The organism is uncultured Thiodictyon sp. (assembly GCF_903946935.1).
In the GTDB taxonomy this organism is placed as follows: domain Bacteria; phylum Pseudomonadota; class Gammaproteobacteria; order Chromatiales; family Chromatiaceae; genus Thiodictyon.
In genome coordinates, this window is the sequence record NZ_CAJAXH010000090.1 from 1 (window position 1) to 16131 (window position 16131).

At 68.7% G+C, this 16131-nt stretch carries 13 protein-coding genes, 1 tRNA gene and 1 pseudogene; 8 read left to right on the forward strand and 7 right to left on the reverse strand.

Annotation, left to right across the window (positions count from 1 at the left end; all coding sequences use genetic code 11):
- Positions 1 to 465: 465 nt before the first annotated feature.
- The gene (locus QZX93_RS08320; protein ID WP_295386406.1) at positions 466 to 687 is read right to left on the reverse strand and encodes a hypothetical protein; all 222 of its coding nucleotides are present in this window, start codon (positions 685 to 687) and stop codon (positions 466 to 468) included.
- Between the two features lie 72 nt (positions 688 to 759).
- On the opposite strand from QZX93_RS08320, the gene QZX93_RS08325 reads away from it, so the two are divergent.
- From QZX93_RS08325 to QZX93_RS08335, 3 genes are all read left to right on the forward strand, one after another.
- Complete coding sequence (locus tag QZX93_RS08325) at positions 760 to 2088, forward strand: SUMF1/EgtB/PvdO family nonheme iron enzyme (protein ID WP_295386401.1); 1329 nt, start codon at positions 760 to 762, stop codon at positions 2086 to 2088.
- Positions 2089 to 2182: 94 nt separating this feature from the next.
- Positions 2183 to 2755, forward strand: coding sequence for a formylglycine-generating enzyme family protein (locus tag QZX93_RS08330; RefSeq protein WP_295386453.1), 573 nt, complete (start codon positions 2183 to 2185; stop codon positions 2753 to 2755).
- Positions 2756 to 2851: 96 nt separating this feature from the next.
- Positions 2852 to 3877 carry an Rpn family recombination-promoting nuclease/putative transposase gene (locus tag QZX93_RS08335; RefSeq protein ID WP_366759980.1) on the forward strand — a complete coding sequence of 342 codons (1026 nt, stop codon included), beginning with the start codon at positions 2852 to 2854 and terminating at the stop codon, positions 3875 to 3877.
- 54 nt (positions 3878 to 3931) lie between these two features.
- Here QZX93_RS08335 and QZX93_RS08340 read toward each other — a convergent pair.
- Both QZX93_RS08340 and QZX93_RS08345 read right to left on the reverse strand, forming a co-directional pair.
- Positions 3932 to 4600, reverse strand: a pseudogene (locus QZX93_RS08340) (SUMF1/EgtB/PvdO family nonheme iron enzyme); the annotation flags it as partial.
- 15 nt (positions 4601 to 4615) lie between these two features.
- Positions 4616 to 4954: a hypothetical protein gene (locus tag QZX93_RS08345; RefSeq protein ID WP_295386398.1), complete on the reverse strand. Its 339-nt coding sequence runs from the start codon at positions 4952 to 4954 to the stop codon at positions 4616 to 4618.
- A gap of 294 nt (positions 4955 to 5248) precedes the next feature.
- Here QZX93_RS08345 and QZX93_RS08350 point away from each other — a divergent pair, with 294 nt between their 5' ends.
- From QZX93_RS08350 to QZX93_RS08370, 5 genes are all read left to right on the forward strand, one after another.
- Positions 5249 to 5812 (forward strand): YqgE/AlgH family protein, encoded by a 564-nt coding sequence (locus tag QZX93_RS08350; protein WP_295386394.1) that lies wholly within the window; start codon positions 5249 to 5251, stop codon positions 5810 to 5812.
- A gap of 219 nt (positions 5813 to 6031) precedes the next feature.
- The gene (ruvX, locus tag QZX93_RS08355) at positions 6032 to 6463 is read left to right on the forward strand and encodes a Holliday junction resolvase RuvX (protein ID WP_295386391.1); all 432 of its coding nucleotides are present in this window, start codon (positions 6032 to 6034) and stop codon (positions 6461 to 6463) included.
- The gene (gene pyrR, locus QZX93_RS08360) at positions 6441 to 7022 is read left to right on the forward strand and encodes a bifunctional pyr operon transcriptional regulator/uracil phosphoribosyltransferase PyrR (RefSeq protein ID WP_295386388.1); all 582 of its coding nucleotides are present in this window, start codon (positions 6441 to 6443) and stop codon (positions 7020 to 7022) included. Before ruvX ends, pyrR begins: the two co-directional genes overlap by 23 nt.
- Positions 7023 to 7184: 162 nt before the next feature.
- Complete coding sequence (locus QZX93_RS08365; RefSeq protein ID WP_295386385.1) at positions 7185 to 8180, forward strand: aspartate carbamoyltransferase catalytic subunit; 996 nt, start codon at positions 7185 to 7187, stop codon at positions 8178 to 8180.
- Positions 8181 to 8184: 4 nt separating this feature from the next.
- Complete coding sequence (locus tag QZX93_RS08370; protein ID WP_295386383.1) at positions 8185 to 9519, forward strand: dihydroorotase; 1335 nt, start codon at positions 8185 to 8187, stop codon at positions 9517 to 9519.
- Here the strand turns inward: QZX93_RS08370 and QZX93_RS08375 are convergent.
- From QZX93_RS08375 to QZX93_RS08390, 4 genes are all read right to left on the reverse strand, one after another.
- Positions 9507 to 10988, reverse strand: coding sequence for an AAA family ATPase (locus QZX93_RS08375; RefSeq protein WP_295386380.1), 1482 nt, complete (start codon positions 10986 to 10988; stop codon positions 9507 to 9509). The two genes, QZX93_RS08370 and QZX93_RS08375, sit on opposite strands and share 13 nt — an antisense overlap.
- A gap of 23 nt (positions 10989 to 11011) precedes the next feature.
- A complete protein-coding gene (locus QZX93_RS08380; RefSeq protein WP_295386377.1) occupies positions 11012 to 11503 on the reverse strand; it encodes a GNAT family N-acetyltransferase in 492 nt (163 codons plus the stop codon).
- A gap of 185 nt (positions 11504 to 11688) precedes the next feature.
- Positions 11689 to 11773, reverse strand: a tRNA-Leu gene (locus QZX93_RS08385).
- 282 nt (positions 11774 to 12055) lie between these two features.
- Positions 12056 to 16072, reverse strand: a complete 4017-nt coding sequence (locus QZX93_RS08390) for a tetratricopeptide repeat protein (RefSeq protein ID WP_295386374.1) — start codon at positions 16070 to 16072, stop codon at positions 12056 to 12058.
- Positions 16073 to 16131 lie beyond the last annotated feature (59 nt).

Genomic DNA, 16131 nt, shown 5'->3' on the forward strand with positions numbered 1-16131 from the left:
CCTAGCAGCCTGTCGGACTTGATGGCGTAACCGATTGATTAAACAGGAAAACGACTTTTTGGCGCAAAAGAGGAAACTCTTTGCATTCAATCGGTTGCATCACTAAGTCCGACAGCCTGCTAGTCTGCCTGTTTACCGACGGACTCGGGCTCGCCCGCGCCCTGGACTCAGGCCCCGGCGGCGATGCGGACCAGCGCCGCGCCCTGCGCGAACTGCGCACCTGGCCGCGCCTGTGCCTGGTCGACTTCGCCGCCCCGCAACTCGACCTGCCGACCCTGGCCGAACGCTTGAAGGTCACCCCGGTCGCCCCCGACGCACTCCCCGCCTGGCTCGCCGAGCGCCCGCAGCGCCCGCCACCGGACCCTGCACCGCCGCCCACCCTGCTCGCGCTGCGCCCTGCCCCGGCTGCCGATCACCGGCCCCCAGGCGCGGGCCCTCTACCGGGCCCTGGCCGAACCCCTGGGGCTACCCCACGCCTGGGTCCTGCCCGCGATCGGCGCGGGCCAGCCCGGCACGGACGGCCCGCGCTTCACCGACGGCGAGCGCCAGGCCCTGCTCAAAGACCTGGCCCGCTGGGTCTGGGAGGACGGCTGGCAGCACCCCGCCGACCGCCAATCCGACGCCTGCCGCTGCCTGGCCACCGGCCTCAAGTACTGGCGTGAGCGCCTGGATGACGGCGCGAAACATCTGCGTGAACTCGCCGCCCAAGACCCCGAGGCCCTGCCCTGGCAGGACGGCCCCGGCGACCAGGCCAAGACCATGGAGGGCCTGCTGCTCGACCTCTGGTGGGGGGACGCAGAAACCGCCGCGGCCGTACGCGAGCTCTACCGCCTCTACCAGCAGGAGGCCCTCAAGCCGCTGATCCGCGAGCGGCTGCGCGACCTCAGCGCCCATGGCTTCCCGGACGACGGGGGCATCTGCCTGCCCTGGAGCTGGCAGGACCTCCCGGAGGCCACCGACGCCGGCGGCACCCCGGAGCCCCACGACACCGCCCGGCGCCGGCTGCAACTCATGGGCTTCGCCCGCCATGAACCCGGCAGGCGCCGGGCGCTGCGCGGCGAGACCCTGATCGCGCTCGGCGCCGCCGCCGGGCTCGCCCTGGCCGGGCTGCTCGGGGTGGCGCAGCGGCTCGGCGCCGGGGCCGACGGCGGCCGGACCCACGACGCCGCGGTCTACGAGGGCGCACTGTTCCGCGGTCTGGTCATGGAGGGCCAGCAGGGCGCGCGCCACTATGCCGCCTCCCGCAAGCTCACCGCGACCACCGCCGCGACCGGGACCGCCCCGCCCCTGCACTGGTGCTGGAGCGGGCTCGCGGCGGACCAGGCGGCACCCGCCTGCCGGACGCTGTCTGGGAACCCCGCGGACCCCCACCGGGTCAATCCGCAGCCGTTGGGCCAGGGCGCACTGCTGCGGGCCGGCACCTTGGCCGAGCCCATCCGCGCCTGCGCCCCGGGCTGGCCGGCGCTCTCCGTCGCGGTCATCGCGGGCGAGCGCTGGGACTGGCCGACGGATGAAAAGAACAACGAAGCCGCTCGTCGGCTCGCCATCCGCCTGCTCGACCGTGGCACCGCGGACCTGGTGTTCATCGGCCCCGACTGGGCCGAGCAGGCGCGCCGGCTCGCCGCGGATTGGGCCTTCGCCGCGGACAGCCAGTGGCTCTTTTTCTCGCCGTGGAGCGCGGGCGTCCCGCCCGCGAAGGACAGCAAGCCCCAGGTCCCAACCCTCGGCACCCACCGCGCCCTGCTGACCGGCGACCTGGAGGCCATGGCCCGCGCCCTGGACTTCCCCGGCGCCCGCCCCGCGACCGCGGCCCTGGGGCGCGCCGCCCGGGTCAGCACCCTGGCCGGCAACCCACGACTCTGGGGCGGACCCGAGGTGGAGACCGGCCCCCAGGGCATCCCCTTTGTCCACATCTGCCCCGGCACCTTCACCATGGGCTCACCGGCCGCCGGGCCGGACACGCCCGATCACCTCAAGCCCTACGACGACGAGCAACCCGCCCATCCGGTGATCCTGGACGGCTTCTGGATCGCCCGCACCGAGACCACCCAGGCCCAGTATGCCGCCCTAGCAGGCTGTCGGACTTAGTGATGCAACCGATTGAATGCAAAGAGTTTCCTCTTTTGCGCCAAAAAGTCGTTTTCCTGTTTAATCAATCGGTTACGCCATCAAGTCCGACAGGCTGCTAGGCGGCGCGCCCGCCGCCACGACCGCGAATCAACCGGTCGCCAACATGGACTGGACCCGGGCCAGCGACGCCTGCAAGCACCTCGGCGCGGACGCTGGCTTGCCCACCGAGGCCCAATGGGAATACGCCGCGCGCGGCGGCAGCCAGGACGCCTATCCCTTCCCGTCCGACTTGGCCGAACTGTGCGGCTATGCCAACGGGGCCGGCAATGAGCGCCCAGAGTGGGCTATCAGGAACAAGGAGTGTTCCGACCCCTTCAAAGATGCTGCCCCGGTCGGCCGCTTCCCGCCCAACTCGCTCGGTCTCTACGACATGCACGGCAACCTCTGGGAGTGGGTACTCGATGCCGGAGGCAACGGAGCGTACGCCGATCGCGGACCCGATCCAACGGCCGAACCGCTGTCCACTGGCCCCGAATGGAAGACGCGGGTGCTCCGCGGCGGGTCCTTTGGCGACACACCCCTGCGCCTGCGATCTGCCATACGAAACTGGCGCATGCAACAGCTTCAGTACCCGATCATCGGATTTCGATGTGTGCGTGGTGCCGGTCGCCAGCCGAATCCTTGACCCGCGCTCCTCTGGTGACGCCGCTCCAGCGGTGTCACCCCTGTGTCAGGCGCTGTGCGCCGCGAGCACCGACGGCCGGAACCGAGCGGCGGCGGGATGCCCCCCCCAACACTGGGACATTCAACGCCGTTAACGCTGGTCTCAGCGACCATCTGCCTGTCGCCCGAGAGCACTGCCCGGTTGTCCCCCTCACCGATCCGCCCTAAACTCCCCCTCATGCGCCACGCCATCGACCCCAAGATCGACTGTGTCTTCAAGGCCCTGCTGGGGTCTGAGGAAAACCGCAACCTGCTGATCCACTTTCTTAACGCCATCCTCGGCGCCGATCTGGTCCGCCCGGTCACGCAGGTGCAGATCCTCAACCCCTACAACGAACGCGAGTTTCTGACCGACAAACTCAGCATCGTCGACATCAAGGCCCGCGACGACCAGGCCCGGCGCTATCAGATCGAGATCCAGTTGTTGACCCATGCGGACCTGCTCCCCCGCATCCTGTACACCTGGAACGACCTCTACAACCATCAGCTGGAGAGCGGCCAGGATTACGGCACACTCAAACCCGCCTACGCCATCTGGATTTTGGGCGAAAATCTACTGGTGGGGGACCCGTACTATACGCACCGCTACCGGTTGCGCGACGAGCGCGGCCAGTGCCTACTGAACCACGGCGGGATCTACCTCCTGGAGCCGAGCAAGTTCGCCACCGAGCAGGTTGCGACCGAAGAGCAACGCTGGCTCAAGTTCTTCAAAGAGGGCGAGCACCTGGATGCCGACCAGCTCCCCAGGTGGATGCAGACCGCAGAAATGAGGCAAGCCATGAATACCCTGAAAGCCTTCTCCGACAAAGAGCGCGCCTACGACACCTATCAGGCGCGGCAGGATTTTTTGCGGCAACAGCGCTCCATTCAACGCGAGCAGCGCTCGCTCCAGCAGGCGCTCGAGGCGGAGCGCGCCGCGCGGGAAGCGGAGCGGCAGGCCAAAGAGGCCGAACGGCAGGCCAAAGAAGCCGCATTGCAGGAAAAGGAGGCCGCGTTGCAGGCGAAAGAAGTCGAGTACCAAGCCAAAGAGGCCGCCCTCGCTGAGGTCGAACGCCTGAGTGCGTTGCTCAAAGCCAAGGAATAAGGGGTTGGCATAAATGCCCGGGCTCAATTGACCCTGAGCGCTTTCCCGCGACAATCAAGCCACAGGCGGGCGACCGGCACCACGCACACAGCGGAACCCAATGGCCTCGTGCGGGTAGTCGGGCGTGAACCTGCCCCGGACCGCGGAGCGCAGGATCCGGGGCTCGTCGATGAACGAACCGCCGCGCACCACCCGCCTCCCATCGCGGACCGCCCCCCGCGGATCGTCCACTGCCTGCGGGTCATAGGGGCCATACCCATCCCAACACCACTCCCAGCAATTGCCGGCGAGGTCATAGAGGCCCCAGGGGTTGGGGTCTTTGGTGGCGACTGGATGGGGCTGGCCACCGGAGTTGCCGGAAAACCAGGCATAGCGCCCGGCCTGGCCCTGGTCCGCACCCCAGAACCAGGGGGTCTCGGTGCCGGCGCGGCAGGCGTATTCCCACTCCGCCTCGGTCGGCAGTCGGTAGCCGTCGGCCGCCCAGTCGCAGTCCCAGCCGGAGGCGGTCCGGCGATAGCAGGACGGGCGCCCGCTGGACAGAGACAGGGCGTTGCAGAAACGCACCGCGTCTTCCCAGGTGACGTGGGTGGCGGGCAGGGTGTCGTCAATGCTGTCATACCTCCATTCCTTTGGGCGGTGCTTCGTCAGGGAGTAGTAGAAGTCGCGCGTCACCGGGGTCGTCGCCATGGCGAAGGGGCTTAGGCGCACCTCCCGGCTGGGGGACTCATAGTCATAAAGTTACGGGTCCAGGGCCTTGTCCGAACCCATCCGGAAGCTGCCGCCGGGCAGTTCCACCATGGCGATTAGGGGGTCCGGTGCCTTGAGCCGCGCCGGGGTCGGCAGGTCAACCTCCCCCGCCAACCGCACCCGCCTCCCCTGCCACCGCACGACCGGCGGGAGCAGCAGCAGGACCAGGGCGGTGGCCGCCGGGCTGCGCAAGGCGAGTGCGCCGAGGGCGAGCGTGGGCAGCAGGCCCACAGCGACCAGCAGGGCCGTCGGCCAGCGGTCCAGCACACTGGGAGACAGGCGCGGGACCAGCCGGCGGGCGGCGGCGATTTGGGCGATAAGGCGTGACATGGCCCAATGATAGCGCGGCTTCTGGCCGATCCCCAGAGGAGCCGGGGCGTCCCGCCCCGGCGCGGCTTCTGGCTCCAACGCTCCTGCGTTAGGAGCCAGTGCGGGCGCTCTGCGTCCAGCGCCAGGACCGGACGCGGAGCGCCCGCGCGGCATTCCCACGCGGGAGCGTGGGAACGAGAAGAGCGCCCGCACGGCATTCCCCTGAGTCCGCGTGGGAGCGAGAAGCGCGCGGGCGGGACGCCCTCGCCCCTTTTCCGACTTGCCTCCCCCCCCGCCGAACGGGATACTAGTACCATGGGCTTCAGCACTTCACTTACGAACCACTTCCTGATCGCGATGCCGGGTCTTGCCGACCCCAACTTCGCGCATACGGTCGCCTATGTCTGCGAACACTCGGACCAGGGGGCCATGGGAATTATCATCAACCGACCGCTGGAGGTGACCCTGGGCGAACTGCTCGACCAGTTGGACATCCACAGCGGCCTCGCGGCCGTGCGCAAGACACCGATCTATCAGGGCGGGCCGCTGCAGACCGACCGCGGCTTTGTGCTGCATACCGCCGGCCCGGCCTTCGACTCCACCCTCAACATCAACGATGAGATGAGCGTGACCACCTCGCGCGACATCCTGGAGGCCATCGCCGAGGGCGAGGGCCCGCTCCAGTGCATGATCGCACTGGGTTATGCCGGTTGGGGCAGCGGGCAACTGGAGCAGGAACTGAGCGCCAACGCCTGGTTGAGCGGCCCGACCGACGGACACATCATCTTTCGGCTGGAGGCGCCGTCGCGCTGGCTGGCCGCCGCCAAGCTGCTGGGGATCGACATGAACCTGGTGAGCGGCGAGGCCGGACATGCTTGATCCAGTTAAGAATGTCGTCCGCAAATGAACGCGAATGAACGCCAATCAGCCGATAGCCAACGGCGACTAACCGTACACTGGAGCCAGGAGGCACGAACAATGCATCAAGGGATCAACGACTTGAGCAACGGGGCGTCACTGAGGGCGATGCTTGCCCCCGCCCTACACTCTCTTAAATTTGCGTTTATTCGCGTTTATTTGCGGACAAATCTTCTTTAGATGCCCACCCTGCTCGGATTCGACTTCGGCCTGCGCAAGATCGGGGTGGCGGTCGGCCAGACCGTCACCGGCTCCGCCACGGCACTGACGACCCTGCGCAGTCGCGGGGAGCGCCCGGACTGGGCGGGGATCGAGGCCCTGGTGCGCGAATGGCAGCCAGCCGCGGCCGTCGTCGGGCTGCCATTCAACATGGACGACACGGAGGAGGCCTGGTCCCCCCGCATCCATCGCTTCGCCCGCCAACTCGAGGGGCGCTTTCGGCTGCCGGTCCATCTGGTCGATGAACGACTGACCTCAATCGAGGCCCGTCGTCAATTGGCCGAACGCCCCGGCGCCAAACACTCGAGAGGCGACAATCACCACGCGGTCGACGCCCTGGCGGCGGCCCTGATCCTGGAAACCTGGCTCAGTGAGCAACCACGCACCCCTTAATCCGCTGCCCGTCGGGCAGACCCTGTGGCTGGACGCCGACGCCATCGACACGGCCATCGCGGCGATGGCCGCCGAACTGCGCACCCTGATCGCGGAGCGCGCCATCGCCGCCCCACTGATGGTCGGCATCCACACCGGCGGGGTCTGGGTCGCCGAGCGGCTGCACGCCGCGCTCGGCATCGTTGACCCCCTGGGCCATCTGGATATCTCATTCTACCGGGACGATTTCAGCCGTATCGGTCTGCACCCCCAGGTGCGCCCATCGCACCTGCCGGCGGCGGTGGACGGTCGCCATGTCATCCTGGTGGACGACGTGCTCCAGACCGGGCGCACCATCCGCGCCGCGCTCAATGTGCTGTTCGACTATGGGCGGCCCAAGTCGGTGATCCTCGCCGCCCTGGCCGAGCGCGGCGGGCGCCAATTGCCGATCGAGCCCAATGTGGTCGGCCTGCACGCCCGACTGGCACCGGGCGAACAGCTCAAGCTCACCGGACCCGTCCCCCTGGAGTTGGTCCGCGGCCTGGCCCCGGCCGCGCACCCGCCGGCCGAGCCGGCCTGACAGGATATGGCGATCACCTAGCAGGCTGTCGGACTTAGTGATGCAACCGATTGAATGCAAAGAGTTTCCTCTTTTGCGCCAAAAAGTCGTTTTCCTGTTTAATCAATCGGTTACGCCATCAAGTCCGACAGGCTGCTAGACTCCACCTATCCCACGGACCCCATGAACACCGCCAACATCCAACTGGACGACGCCGGCCATCTCAAGCACCTGCTGACCGTCGAGGGCCTGAGCCGCGAGCTCCTCACCGCCATCCTGGACCAGGCCGAGGGGTTCACCGGCGTCACCCAGCAGGCCGTTAAGAAGGTCCCGCTGTGCCGCGGCAAGGTCATCGCCAACCTCTTCTTCGAGACCAGCACCCGCACCCGCACCACCTTTGAGCTGGCGGCCAAACGGCTGTCGGCCGACGTGCTCAATCTCAACATCGCCGCCTCCTCCACCTCCAAGGGCGAGACGCTGCTCGATACACTGCATAACTTGGAGGCCATGCATGTCGACATGTTCGTGGTGCGCCATGCCGCCAGCGGGGCCGCCCATTTCATCGCCGAGCAGGCCGCGCCCCATGTGAGCGTGATCAACGCCGGGGACGGGCGCCACGCCCACCCCACCCAGGGCCTGCTGGATATGTTCACCATCCGCCGCCACAAGGGCGGTTTTGAGCACCTGCGCGTGGCCATCGTTGGGGACATCCTGCACTCGCGGGTCGCCCGCTCCCAGATCGCCGCCCTGAACACCCTGGGCGCGGCGGAGATCCGGGTCATCGGCCCACGCACCCTGATCCCGGATGCCGCCGAGTCCTTAGGGGTGCGGGTCTGCCATGACCTGCGCGAAGGGGTGCGGGATGCGGACGTGGTGATCATGCTGCGGCTCCAACGCGAACGCATGAGCGGTGCCTTGCTGCCCAGCGCGCACGAGTATTACCAGCTCTATGGGCTGACCGAGGAACGGCTCTCCACCGCCCGGCCGGACGCCATCGTCATGCACCCGGGCCCGATCAATCGCGGGGTGGAGATGGATTCACAGGTGGCGGACGGGCCGCGCTCGGTCATCCTGGAGCAGGTGAGCAACGGTATTGCGGTGCGGATGGCGGTGATCGCCATGTGTATCGGCACCCAGAATCTGCGCGGCCCTGGTGGCGAGGGGACCTACGATGCATGAGGGCATGAAAATCAGCATCCGCAACGGCCGGCTCATCGACCCGGCCAGCGGCATCGACCGGGAGGCGGACCTGCACTGCGCCGAGGGCAAGGTGGTGGCCATCGGCGCCGCGCCGGCCGGCTTCCAACCGGATCGCACGCTCGACGCCCGGGGGCTGGTGGTCTGCCCTGGCCTGGTGGACCTCTCGGCCCGGCTGCGCGAGCCCGGCGACGAGCAGAAGGCTACCATCGCCAGCGAGACCCGCGCCGCCGCTGCCGCCGGCATCACCACCCTGTGCTGCCCGCCGGACACCAACCCGATCATCGACACCCCGGCGGTCGCCCAGCTCGTCCATCAGATCGCGGCCCGCCATGGCCTGGCCCGGGTGCTGCCCGCCGGGGCCATCACGCGGGGACTGGATGGCAGCCAGATCACCGAGATGGCGGCCCTAAAGGAGGCCGGCTGCCCGGTCCTGAGCCAGGGCGACCGGCCCATCCGCAGCGCCCAGGTGCTGCTGCGCGCGCTGGAGTATGCCTCCACCTTTAGCCTCACGCTGTTTCTGCAACCGCTGGATGCGGATCTCAGCGAGGGCGGTTGCGCCCACCAGGGCGCGGTCTCGACCCGCCTGGGGCTGCCCGGCATCCCGGAGGCGGCCGAGACCGTGGCGGTCGCCCGCGCCCTGGCACTGGCCGAGCAGACCGGGGCGCGCATCCATTTCCGCGGGCTCTCCACCGCCCGCGGGGCGGAGTTGCTGGTGGAGGCGCGCCGCCGCAGCATCCTCGCCAGCGGGGATTGCGCCATCCATCAGTTGTTCCTCACCGAGGACGACCTGCACGGATTCAATTCAAACTGTCACCTGCTGCCGCCGCTGCGCACCGCCGCCGACCGGCAATCGCTGCGCATGGCGGTCGCCGAGGGCGCCATCCAGGCGCTGTGCTCCGACCACCAGCCACACGACGCAGACGCCAAGCAGGCCCCCTTCCCCGAGACCATCCCGGGCATCTCCGCCCTGGAGACCCTGCTGCCGCTGGCGCTGCGCCTGGTCGCCGAGGGCGTGCTGGACCTGCCCACCGCCATCGCCCGGCTCACCACCGGACCCGCCGAGGTCTTAGGCTCCGGCTCCGGCTCCGGCTTCGGCCGCCTCAAGCCGGGGCGCAGCGCCGACGTCTGTGTCTTCGACCCGGCGGAGACCTGGGTCCTGAGCCCAGAGACGCTGGTCAGCCATGGTCACAACACACCCTTCCTGGGCATGGAGTTCCAGGGGCGGGTGCGCTGGACGCTGCTGGGCGGGCGGATGGTCTTTGAGCGATCCGGAACCACCGGCGCGGCGGCCGCACCGCCCCGTCATCAATCGAACTGAACCTGCTGATTGGCCGAGGCCGGCGTCGCCCGGTCCCAGGCCCAGTCGCGGATAAACCGGATCTGTTCGTTCATGCTCTTGGCGAGCGGCACCAGCCGGCGCGCGTGGGCCAGGATGTGCTCGGTGCCGAAGGGGGCGCCGTCGCGCTCGGAGTCGATCCGCGCGGCGATGACCATCTGTTCGATCTCGGCGGCGGTCCACTCATGGCTGTCGCGCACCAGTCGCGCCAGATCGAAGGTCGCGGGGTCGCCGCGATTGTGGCGGATATGCACCGCAAAGATCGCGGCGCGCTCCTCGTCGTTCGGCAGGTCGAAAAAGAACACCTCGTCGAAGCGACCCTTGCGGATCATCTCCGCGGGTAGTGCCTCGATCCGATTGGCGGTGGCGGCGACGAACACCAGTGGCGGCTTCTCCTGCATCCAGGTCAGAAAGGCCGAGAGGATGTGCGCGCCGGCGTCCCCCTGCCCCTTGCCCCCACCCAGACCGTTCTCGATCTCGTCGATCCACAGCACCGCGGGGGCCACCGATTCGATGGTCCGCAGCGCCTTGTGGAAGGTCGCCTGGGGGTTGCCGTAGAGGTCGGCATAGATCAGGTTCATGTCCAACCGGAACAGCGGCACCCGCCAGGCATGGGCGATGAGCTTGGCACACAGGCTCTTACCGCAGCCGCTGATGCCCATCAACAGCAGCCCCTTGGGCACCGGCAGGCCCGAGTCCACGGTGCGCTGATTGAAGAGCGGGGCACGCCGGGCGATCCAGTCCTTGAGGCTCATCAGACCGCCGATCCGCTCCAGGTCGATCAGGTCAGGCACATAGTCGAGAAAACCGGCACCGCTCACCGCCGCCTTTTTGGCCGCCCCGACCGCGGCCAGCATCCCGTCGCGGCTGAGGCGTCCGGTCGCGAGCGTCCGGTGCATGACATGACTGACCTCATCGAGCGTCAGCCCCTTCAGCGCCAGGATCAACTCGCCCAGGGCCTCCTCGGGCAGCACCTTGGAGGTGTAGCCGGACCACAGCACCCGCACCAACCCGGCGATCTCATCGGCATCCGGCAGCGGCAGCTCCAGCAGCAGGACGTCTTGGCGCAGCGCAACTGGGATCTCCGCCACCGGCGACACCATCAGCAGCGCGCTCCCCGGCCGCCCCATCAGCACCGCATGGGCGTCCCGCAGGGCGCGCGCGACCTCCGGGCGGTCCAGAAAGGGCACCAGGTCCTGAAACAGATAGAAGCCGGGGGCGCTGTCCGCGGTCACCGCCTGGATGGCGGCGACCGGGTCGCGGGTGTCGGGCGCCGACGGCGGCGCTGGCTCAAGCCCCCGGGTGCAGGTCCAGGTGGTGAGCGGGCGGCCCGGGGCGAGCTCGGCGGCCAGTTGCCGCACCAGCCCCAAGACCCGCACCTCCTCGGCACAGTGGAGATAGATCAGCGGGTGCCGGCCCTCGATGGCGGCGCGCAATGGATCGGTGGCCATGGTAGGCACCTCGCGAGCGGTGGTTAGAGCATGCCACCATAGACCCCGGGGTCCGAGCCTTCAATCGCGACAGCACCGACCGCCTTCGCATAAAACCCCTGCACGTCCGATCCGACCCCGCCGATGATCGCATAGGCATGCCCCTGGGCGCGCATGGCATGGAGCGTGGCCAGCAGCAGCGTCCGGCCGATCCCCGCGCCCTGCTCCGCCGGGCGCACCCCGGTGGGTCCAAAGAACCCGCGGCAGGTAGACTCGTAACAGGCAAAGCCCAGGATGTCATCGGCGTCCGGGTCCTTACCCGCGCGGGTCGCCAGGATGCAGGCGACGGGCTGGCGGGCAAAGGCGACATCGCACTCGCTCGCCCACCCGCGGCCCCAGTGGCGCTTGACCCATTTCAGCACCGCCTGCTTGTCCGGGGCCAGGGCGCGCTGAATCGCGATCGAGCGCCCCCGCTGGCGGGCAAGCTCCGCCTCCAGGCCGGGCAGGTCATAGAGTTTCACCAGCAGGTCGGGCATCGGGGGCTCCGGTTGAGTGATTCGCGCGCCGGAATCGGGCACCTACAGGAGCCCGGCAGCCGACCGGAGCGGCGGTGCCTACAGGTCGCCTCGATCAGCCGCTCCAGCGGCCAAGTAGGGTCCGCTGTGCGGACCGACGAGCCAGGACCGGCCCCGGACGCTCCGGGCCGGCCATCGATGTTAGATGGTGCGCGGAGGGGGACTCGAACCCCCACGGGTTGCCCCACTGGAACCTAAATCCAGGGCGTCTACCAATTCCGCCATCCGCGCTAAGGATCGACCTTGGGTCGAGGGTGAGATTCTACACCGGATGGGGGGTCCGGCGCCCAAACCGTCGCATCAAGTCCCCGTGGGAGCGGCGTGACTTTCACCCCAGAAAGAGCAGTTGTCACGCCAAGGCGCCAAGCTCGCCAAGGCTTTGCAGTACGTTATCGGCGTTGCGCCAGTCACCCGGAGGGCGATTTGGATAGTGGATCGACCCGATTGTATTTCTTGGCGAGCTTGGCGCCTTGGCGTGAGCAATTCCCGGGTTTAGGCTCAGGGTAACGACGATCAAGAGCGCCGCGAGTTAGCGCCGCGTGGCATCGCGGCCGGAGGCCGCTCATACCGGGGCTTGGGTTTGCCGGCCGTTGCCGCCGGTTTCTCGCCGGCCTTCAGCAGCGCCTCGATCCGTTTCATGTCGGGGTGGTCGATGCCGCGTTGGCGCAGCTTGGCGAAGTCGTCGAGGACCGCCGCCGCGAAGGTCCCGTCGTTCACCTGGTCATGCGCGTGTACCCGATAGATGGCCTGGGCCTGGTCGAACTGGCCGGAGAGCAGGTAGCCATGGGCCTGGTTGGTGGCCCACACAATCTGGCTCGGATCGAGCGCCAGGGCCTCCTCTGCGGCGGCGATGGCTTCTCGGTATTGGCGGTCGAAAAGCAGGACGAATGACCGATTGCCGAGGACCAGGACGAGCAATGCCCGGCTGGTGTCGTCCGGTTGGCGCTGGTAGAGGTCACGCGCAATCGTCAGTGCCTCAGTGTTCGTCGCAAGCGCGGCCTTGGTGTCGCCCACCTGGTCCTCGAGGTCATACAGCGCCAAGAGCGATTGCGCCAGGGCGGGCGGATCCCCGATCTTGCGCCACTGTGCCACGGATTCGCGTTGATAACGCAGCGCCGCCTGGGAATCGCCCTGAACGGAAGCAACCAACACCAAATCGCCATAAAGCGAATCGAGAAAATCTAGCGCCTCGGCGGCCTGGGTCTGGGCAAAGAGCGGCAGGGCGATGGCCAATGCCTGTTCATACGACGCGCGCGCCCCAACGAGGTCTCCCTGCGCTCGCCGCACCATACCGATCCCCCTGTGGCTCACCGCGAGGCCGCTTTGCCACCGGGCATTGGCCGGGTTCTGTCGGGCCAGCCGCTCGCGGATCAGCAGACTCGCCTCAAAGGCCGTCAGTGCCCCGGCCAGGTCGTCTTGGAACCGGCGCAGGTAGCCGATCTTCTCGTGGCTCACCGAAAGGTCGTGTTGCCACCCGGCATTGGCCGGGTCTTGCCGCGCCTGCCGCTCGGTGATCGCCAGAGCCTCCTCATAGGCCGTCCGTGCCCCGGCGAGGTCACCCTGGGCCTGGCGCACGTCGCCGATATCCTCGTGGCTAACCGCGAGGTCGCGTTGCCACTCGGCATTGGCCGGGTCCTGCCGCGCCAGCCGCTCACGGATCGACAGACTCGCCTCATAGGCCGTCAGCGCTCCGACTAGATCTCCCTGGGCTTGGCGCACCTCGCCAATGTTCCGGTGGCTGAACGCGAGGTCGCGTTGCCACTTGGCATTGGCCAGGTCCTGACGCGCCAGCCGCTCAGAGATCGACAGGCTCGCCTCATAGGCCGCCAGCGCCCCGGCCAGGTTTCCCTGGGCCTGAAGCACCTCGCCGATCCGCTCGTGGTTGACCGCGAGCTCGCGTTGCCACTCGGCATTGGCCGGGTCCAGCCGCGCCAGCCGATCAATGATCGCAAATCCAGCCTCATGGGCCGTCAATGCACCTGCTAAATCTCCCTTGGCCCGGCGCACATCGCCGACGTCGTCGTGACTAATCGAGAGGGCGCGTTGCCACTCGGCATTGTCCGGGTCCTGCCGCGCCAGCCGCTCGCGGATCGCGAGACTCGCCTCATAGGCCGTCAGTGTCCCAGCCTGGTCCCCCTCGGCCTGGCGCACGCTGCCGATCTTCTCGTGGCTGTTCGCGAGGTCACTTTGCCACCCGGCATTGTCCGGGTCCTGCCGCGCCAGCCGCTCGCGGATCGCCAGACTCGCCTCATAGGCCGTCAGTTCCCCAGCCAGGTCCCCCTGGGCCTCGCACACGCCGCCGATCTTCTCGTGGCTGAGCCCGAGGTCGCATTGCCACCAGGCATTGGCCGGGTCCTGCCGCGCCAGCCGCTCAAAGATCGCCAGACCCGCCTGATAGGCCGTCAGTGCCCCGGCCAGGTCCCCCTGGGCCCGGCGCACGGCACCGACATTGTGGAGTGCCACCCCCCGCTTGCGCTCACTGTCCGCCGACACCCGATCGGCCGGTAGCTTCTCGAAGTACTCCGCCGCCTTGCGCGACACCCCGTCGAGTAGCTCCAACCGGCCGATGGGTTCGAGCTTGTCGCGCAGGTCAAATAGCATGTAGTTGATCAGGTCCTCCGCCTGTCCCCGCGCCAGGGTCGCCACGCGCTCGGCCCGGTAGTCCCACCAGGCCGCCCCGAGCGCGGTGAGGGTCAACACCAGCAGCGCGGCCACCGAGCCACCCTTGACCAGCCGCTCGCGCCGCTCCCGGCGGGCGGCGGCGCGGTAGAAGCGCCCTTGCAGCGCGGTCAGTTCGGTGCCGTGGCGCTGCGCATAGCGGCGCAGCAGGTCCAAGTCCGGCCGGCGCCACAGAAGCCCCGCCGCCTCGCGCTGCCCTTCCCAGTGCTTGGCCGCCGCCTCCAGCCGGGCGGCCAGGCGCAGGTCGTCGCGGTCGGCGGCCAGCCAGTCGCGCAGGGTGCCCCAGTGGGCGATGAGCGCATCGTGGGTGATCTCGACCTGCTCGCGGCCGTCGTCGCCCCGCCAGACGGTGAGGAAGCGGGCATCCGCGGCGGCAAAGCGGCGCAGCGTAGCGAGCAGGTCGGCCCGCGTCTCGTCCTCGGCCAAGAGGTCATCCAGCGCGACCCGTCGGCGGGTGTCGGGCCCGCCCTCGCCGAGTTGTACCAGCCGCAGCAGGCAGCGGCGGGCCACCGCCTGGGCGGCCGGGGTGAGTGCGGTATAGACCTGCTGGGCGCGCCCGGCCAAGGCCCCGCCCACCCCGCCGCAGGCGTTCAGGGTCTGAGCGGCCGATTGGCCGGTCTGGAGCCCGCGCCAGACCTCAGTGAGTGCATATTGCAGCAGCGGCAGGGCACCCGGTCGGTCGGCGCTCTGCTCCAGCAGCAGTTGCACCGCCGCCGCGTCCAGCGGTTGGCCGGCCAGGCGCGCCGGCTCGGCGATGGCCAGGCGCAGCCCGGCCTCGTCCAGCACCGGGACGATGCGCTCATGACCGGTGAGCAGGGTGTTGAAGGCGGGGAAACGCTGGGTCTCGCCCAGAAAGTCGCTGCGCAGGGTCAGCAGCAGATAGAGGTGGGGCGTGGGGTCATTGACGGCGGCCAGCAGGTTATCGAGAAAGCGGCCCTGCTCGGCGGCGTCCGGGCACAGGCTGAACAGTTCTTCGGCCTGGTCCAACAGCAGCACCAGCGGCACCCGGTCGGGTCCCCACAGCAGGGTGGCGATGCGGCTCAAGCCCTGGCCGTCGGCCGCCAGCAGGGCGCGGAATTCCTCGGCCTTGCCGGCCGGGGCCGGGTCGTCGGGCAGTGCATGGCGCGCCAGGGCATTGGCCAGGGCGGCGAGCGGGGCATGGGTGGGGGTGAGGGTCAGCAGCCGGCAGGGCATCCCCGCTTTGATCCGCGGCAGCAGCCCGGCGCGCGCCACCGAGGATTTGCCGGAACCCGACGGGCCGAGCAGGGCCAGGAAGCGCGGCGGACCGGCCATGAGTGCCTGGAAGTCCGGCCACAGGTCCTGTCCCACCAGCGCCTCGCGCCCGAAGAAGCGCTCCGCGTCCTTTTCCTGGAAGCTGTCCAGGCCGAGATAGGGGTTGGGGATGACGGGCGGCGGCGCGGCGCCGGGGGCAACGGGGCCGAGCGCCTCGCCGAAGCCGTGCCTGTAGTCGATGATGTACCAGCCGACTACCGCCGCCAGGGCGACGAAGGCCTGTCGGACCTCCTGGTCGGCGATCGGCTTGTTGGGGTGGGCGCCCAGATTGCCGAGCTGGTTCACATAGCCCATGGCCGCCAGCACGGCATCGGGCACCAGGTCGCGAAAGCGCGGGAGCAAGCCGGCCAGCGGCTCGGTACCGCGCTCGCGCTTCAATTCGCGCTCGCACAGCTCGATGACGATGACCTCCAAGGCCCGGCGGGCACGGATCAGGGCCGTGACCAGGTCCAGGCTGTTGAGTGCGGCGTTGAGTTCCTCCTCCAGGGCCACCGCCCGACCGCGCATCCGGTCGTAATAGGCGTGCAGTTCCTGTCGTTCGCGTGGCCAGTCGGTCATGCCGGTGATGCTCCTTGGGTGGGCAGGGTTACCGGCGTCTTATTACCACAAATCTTGCA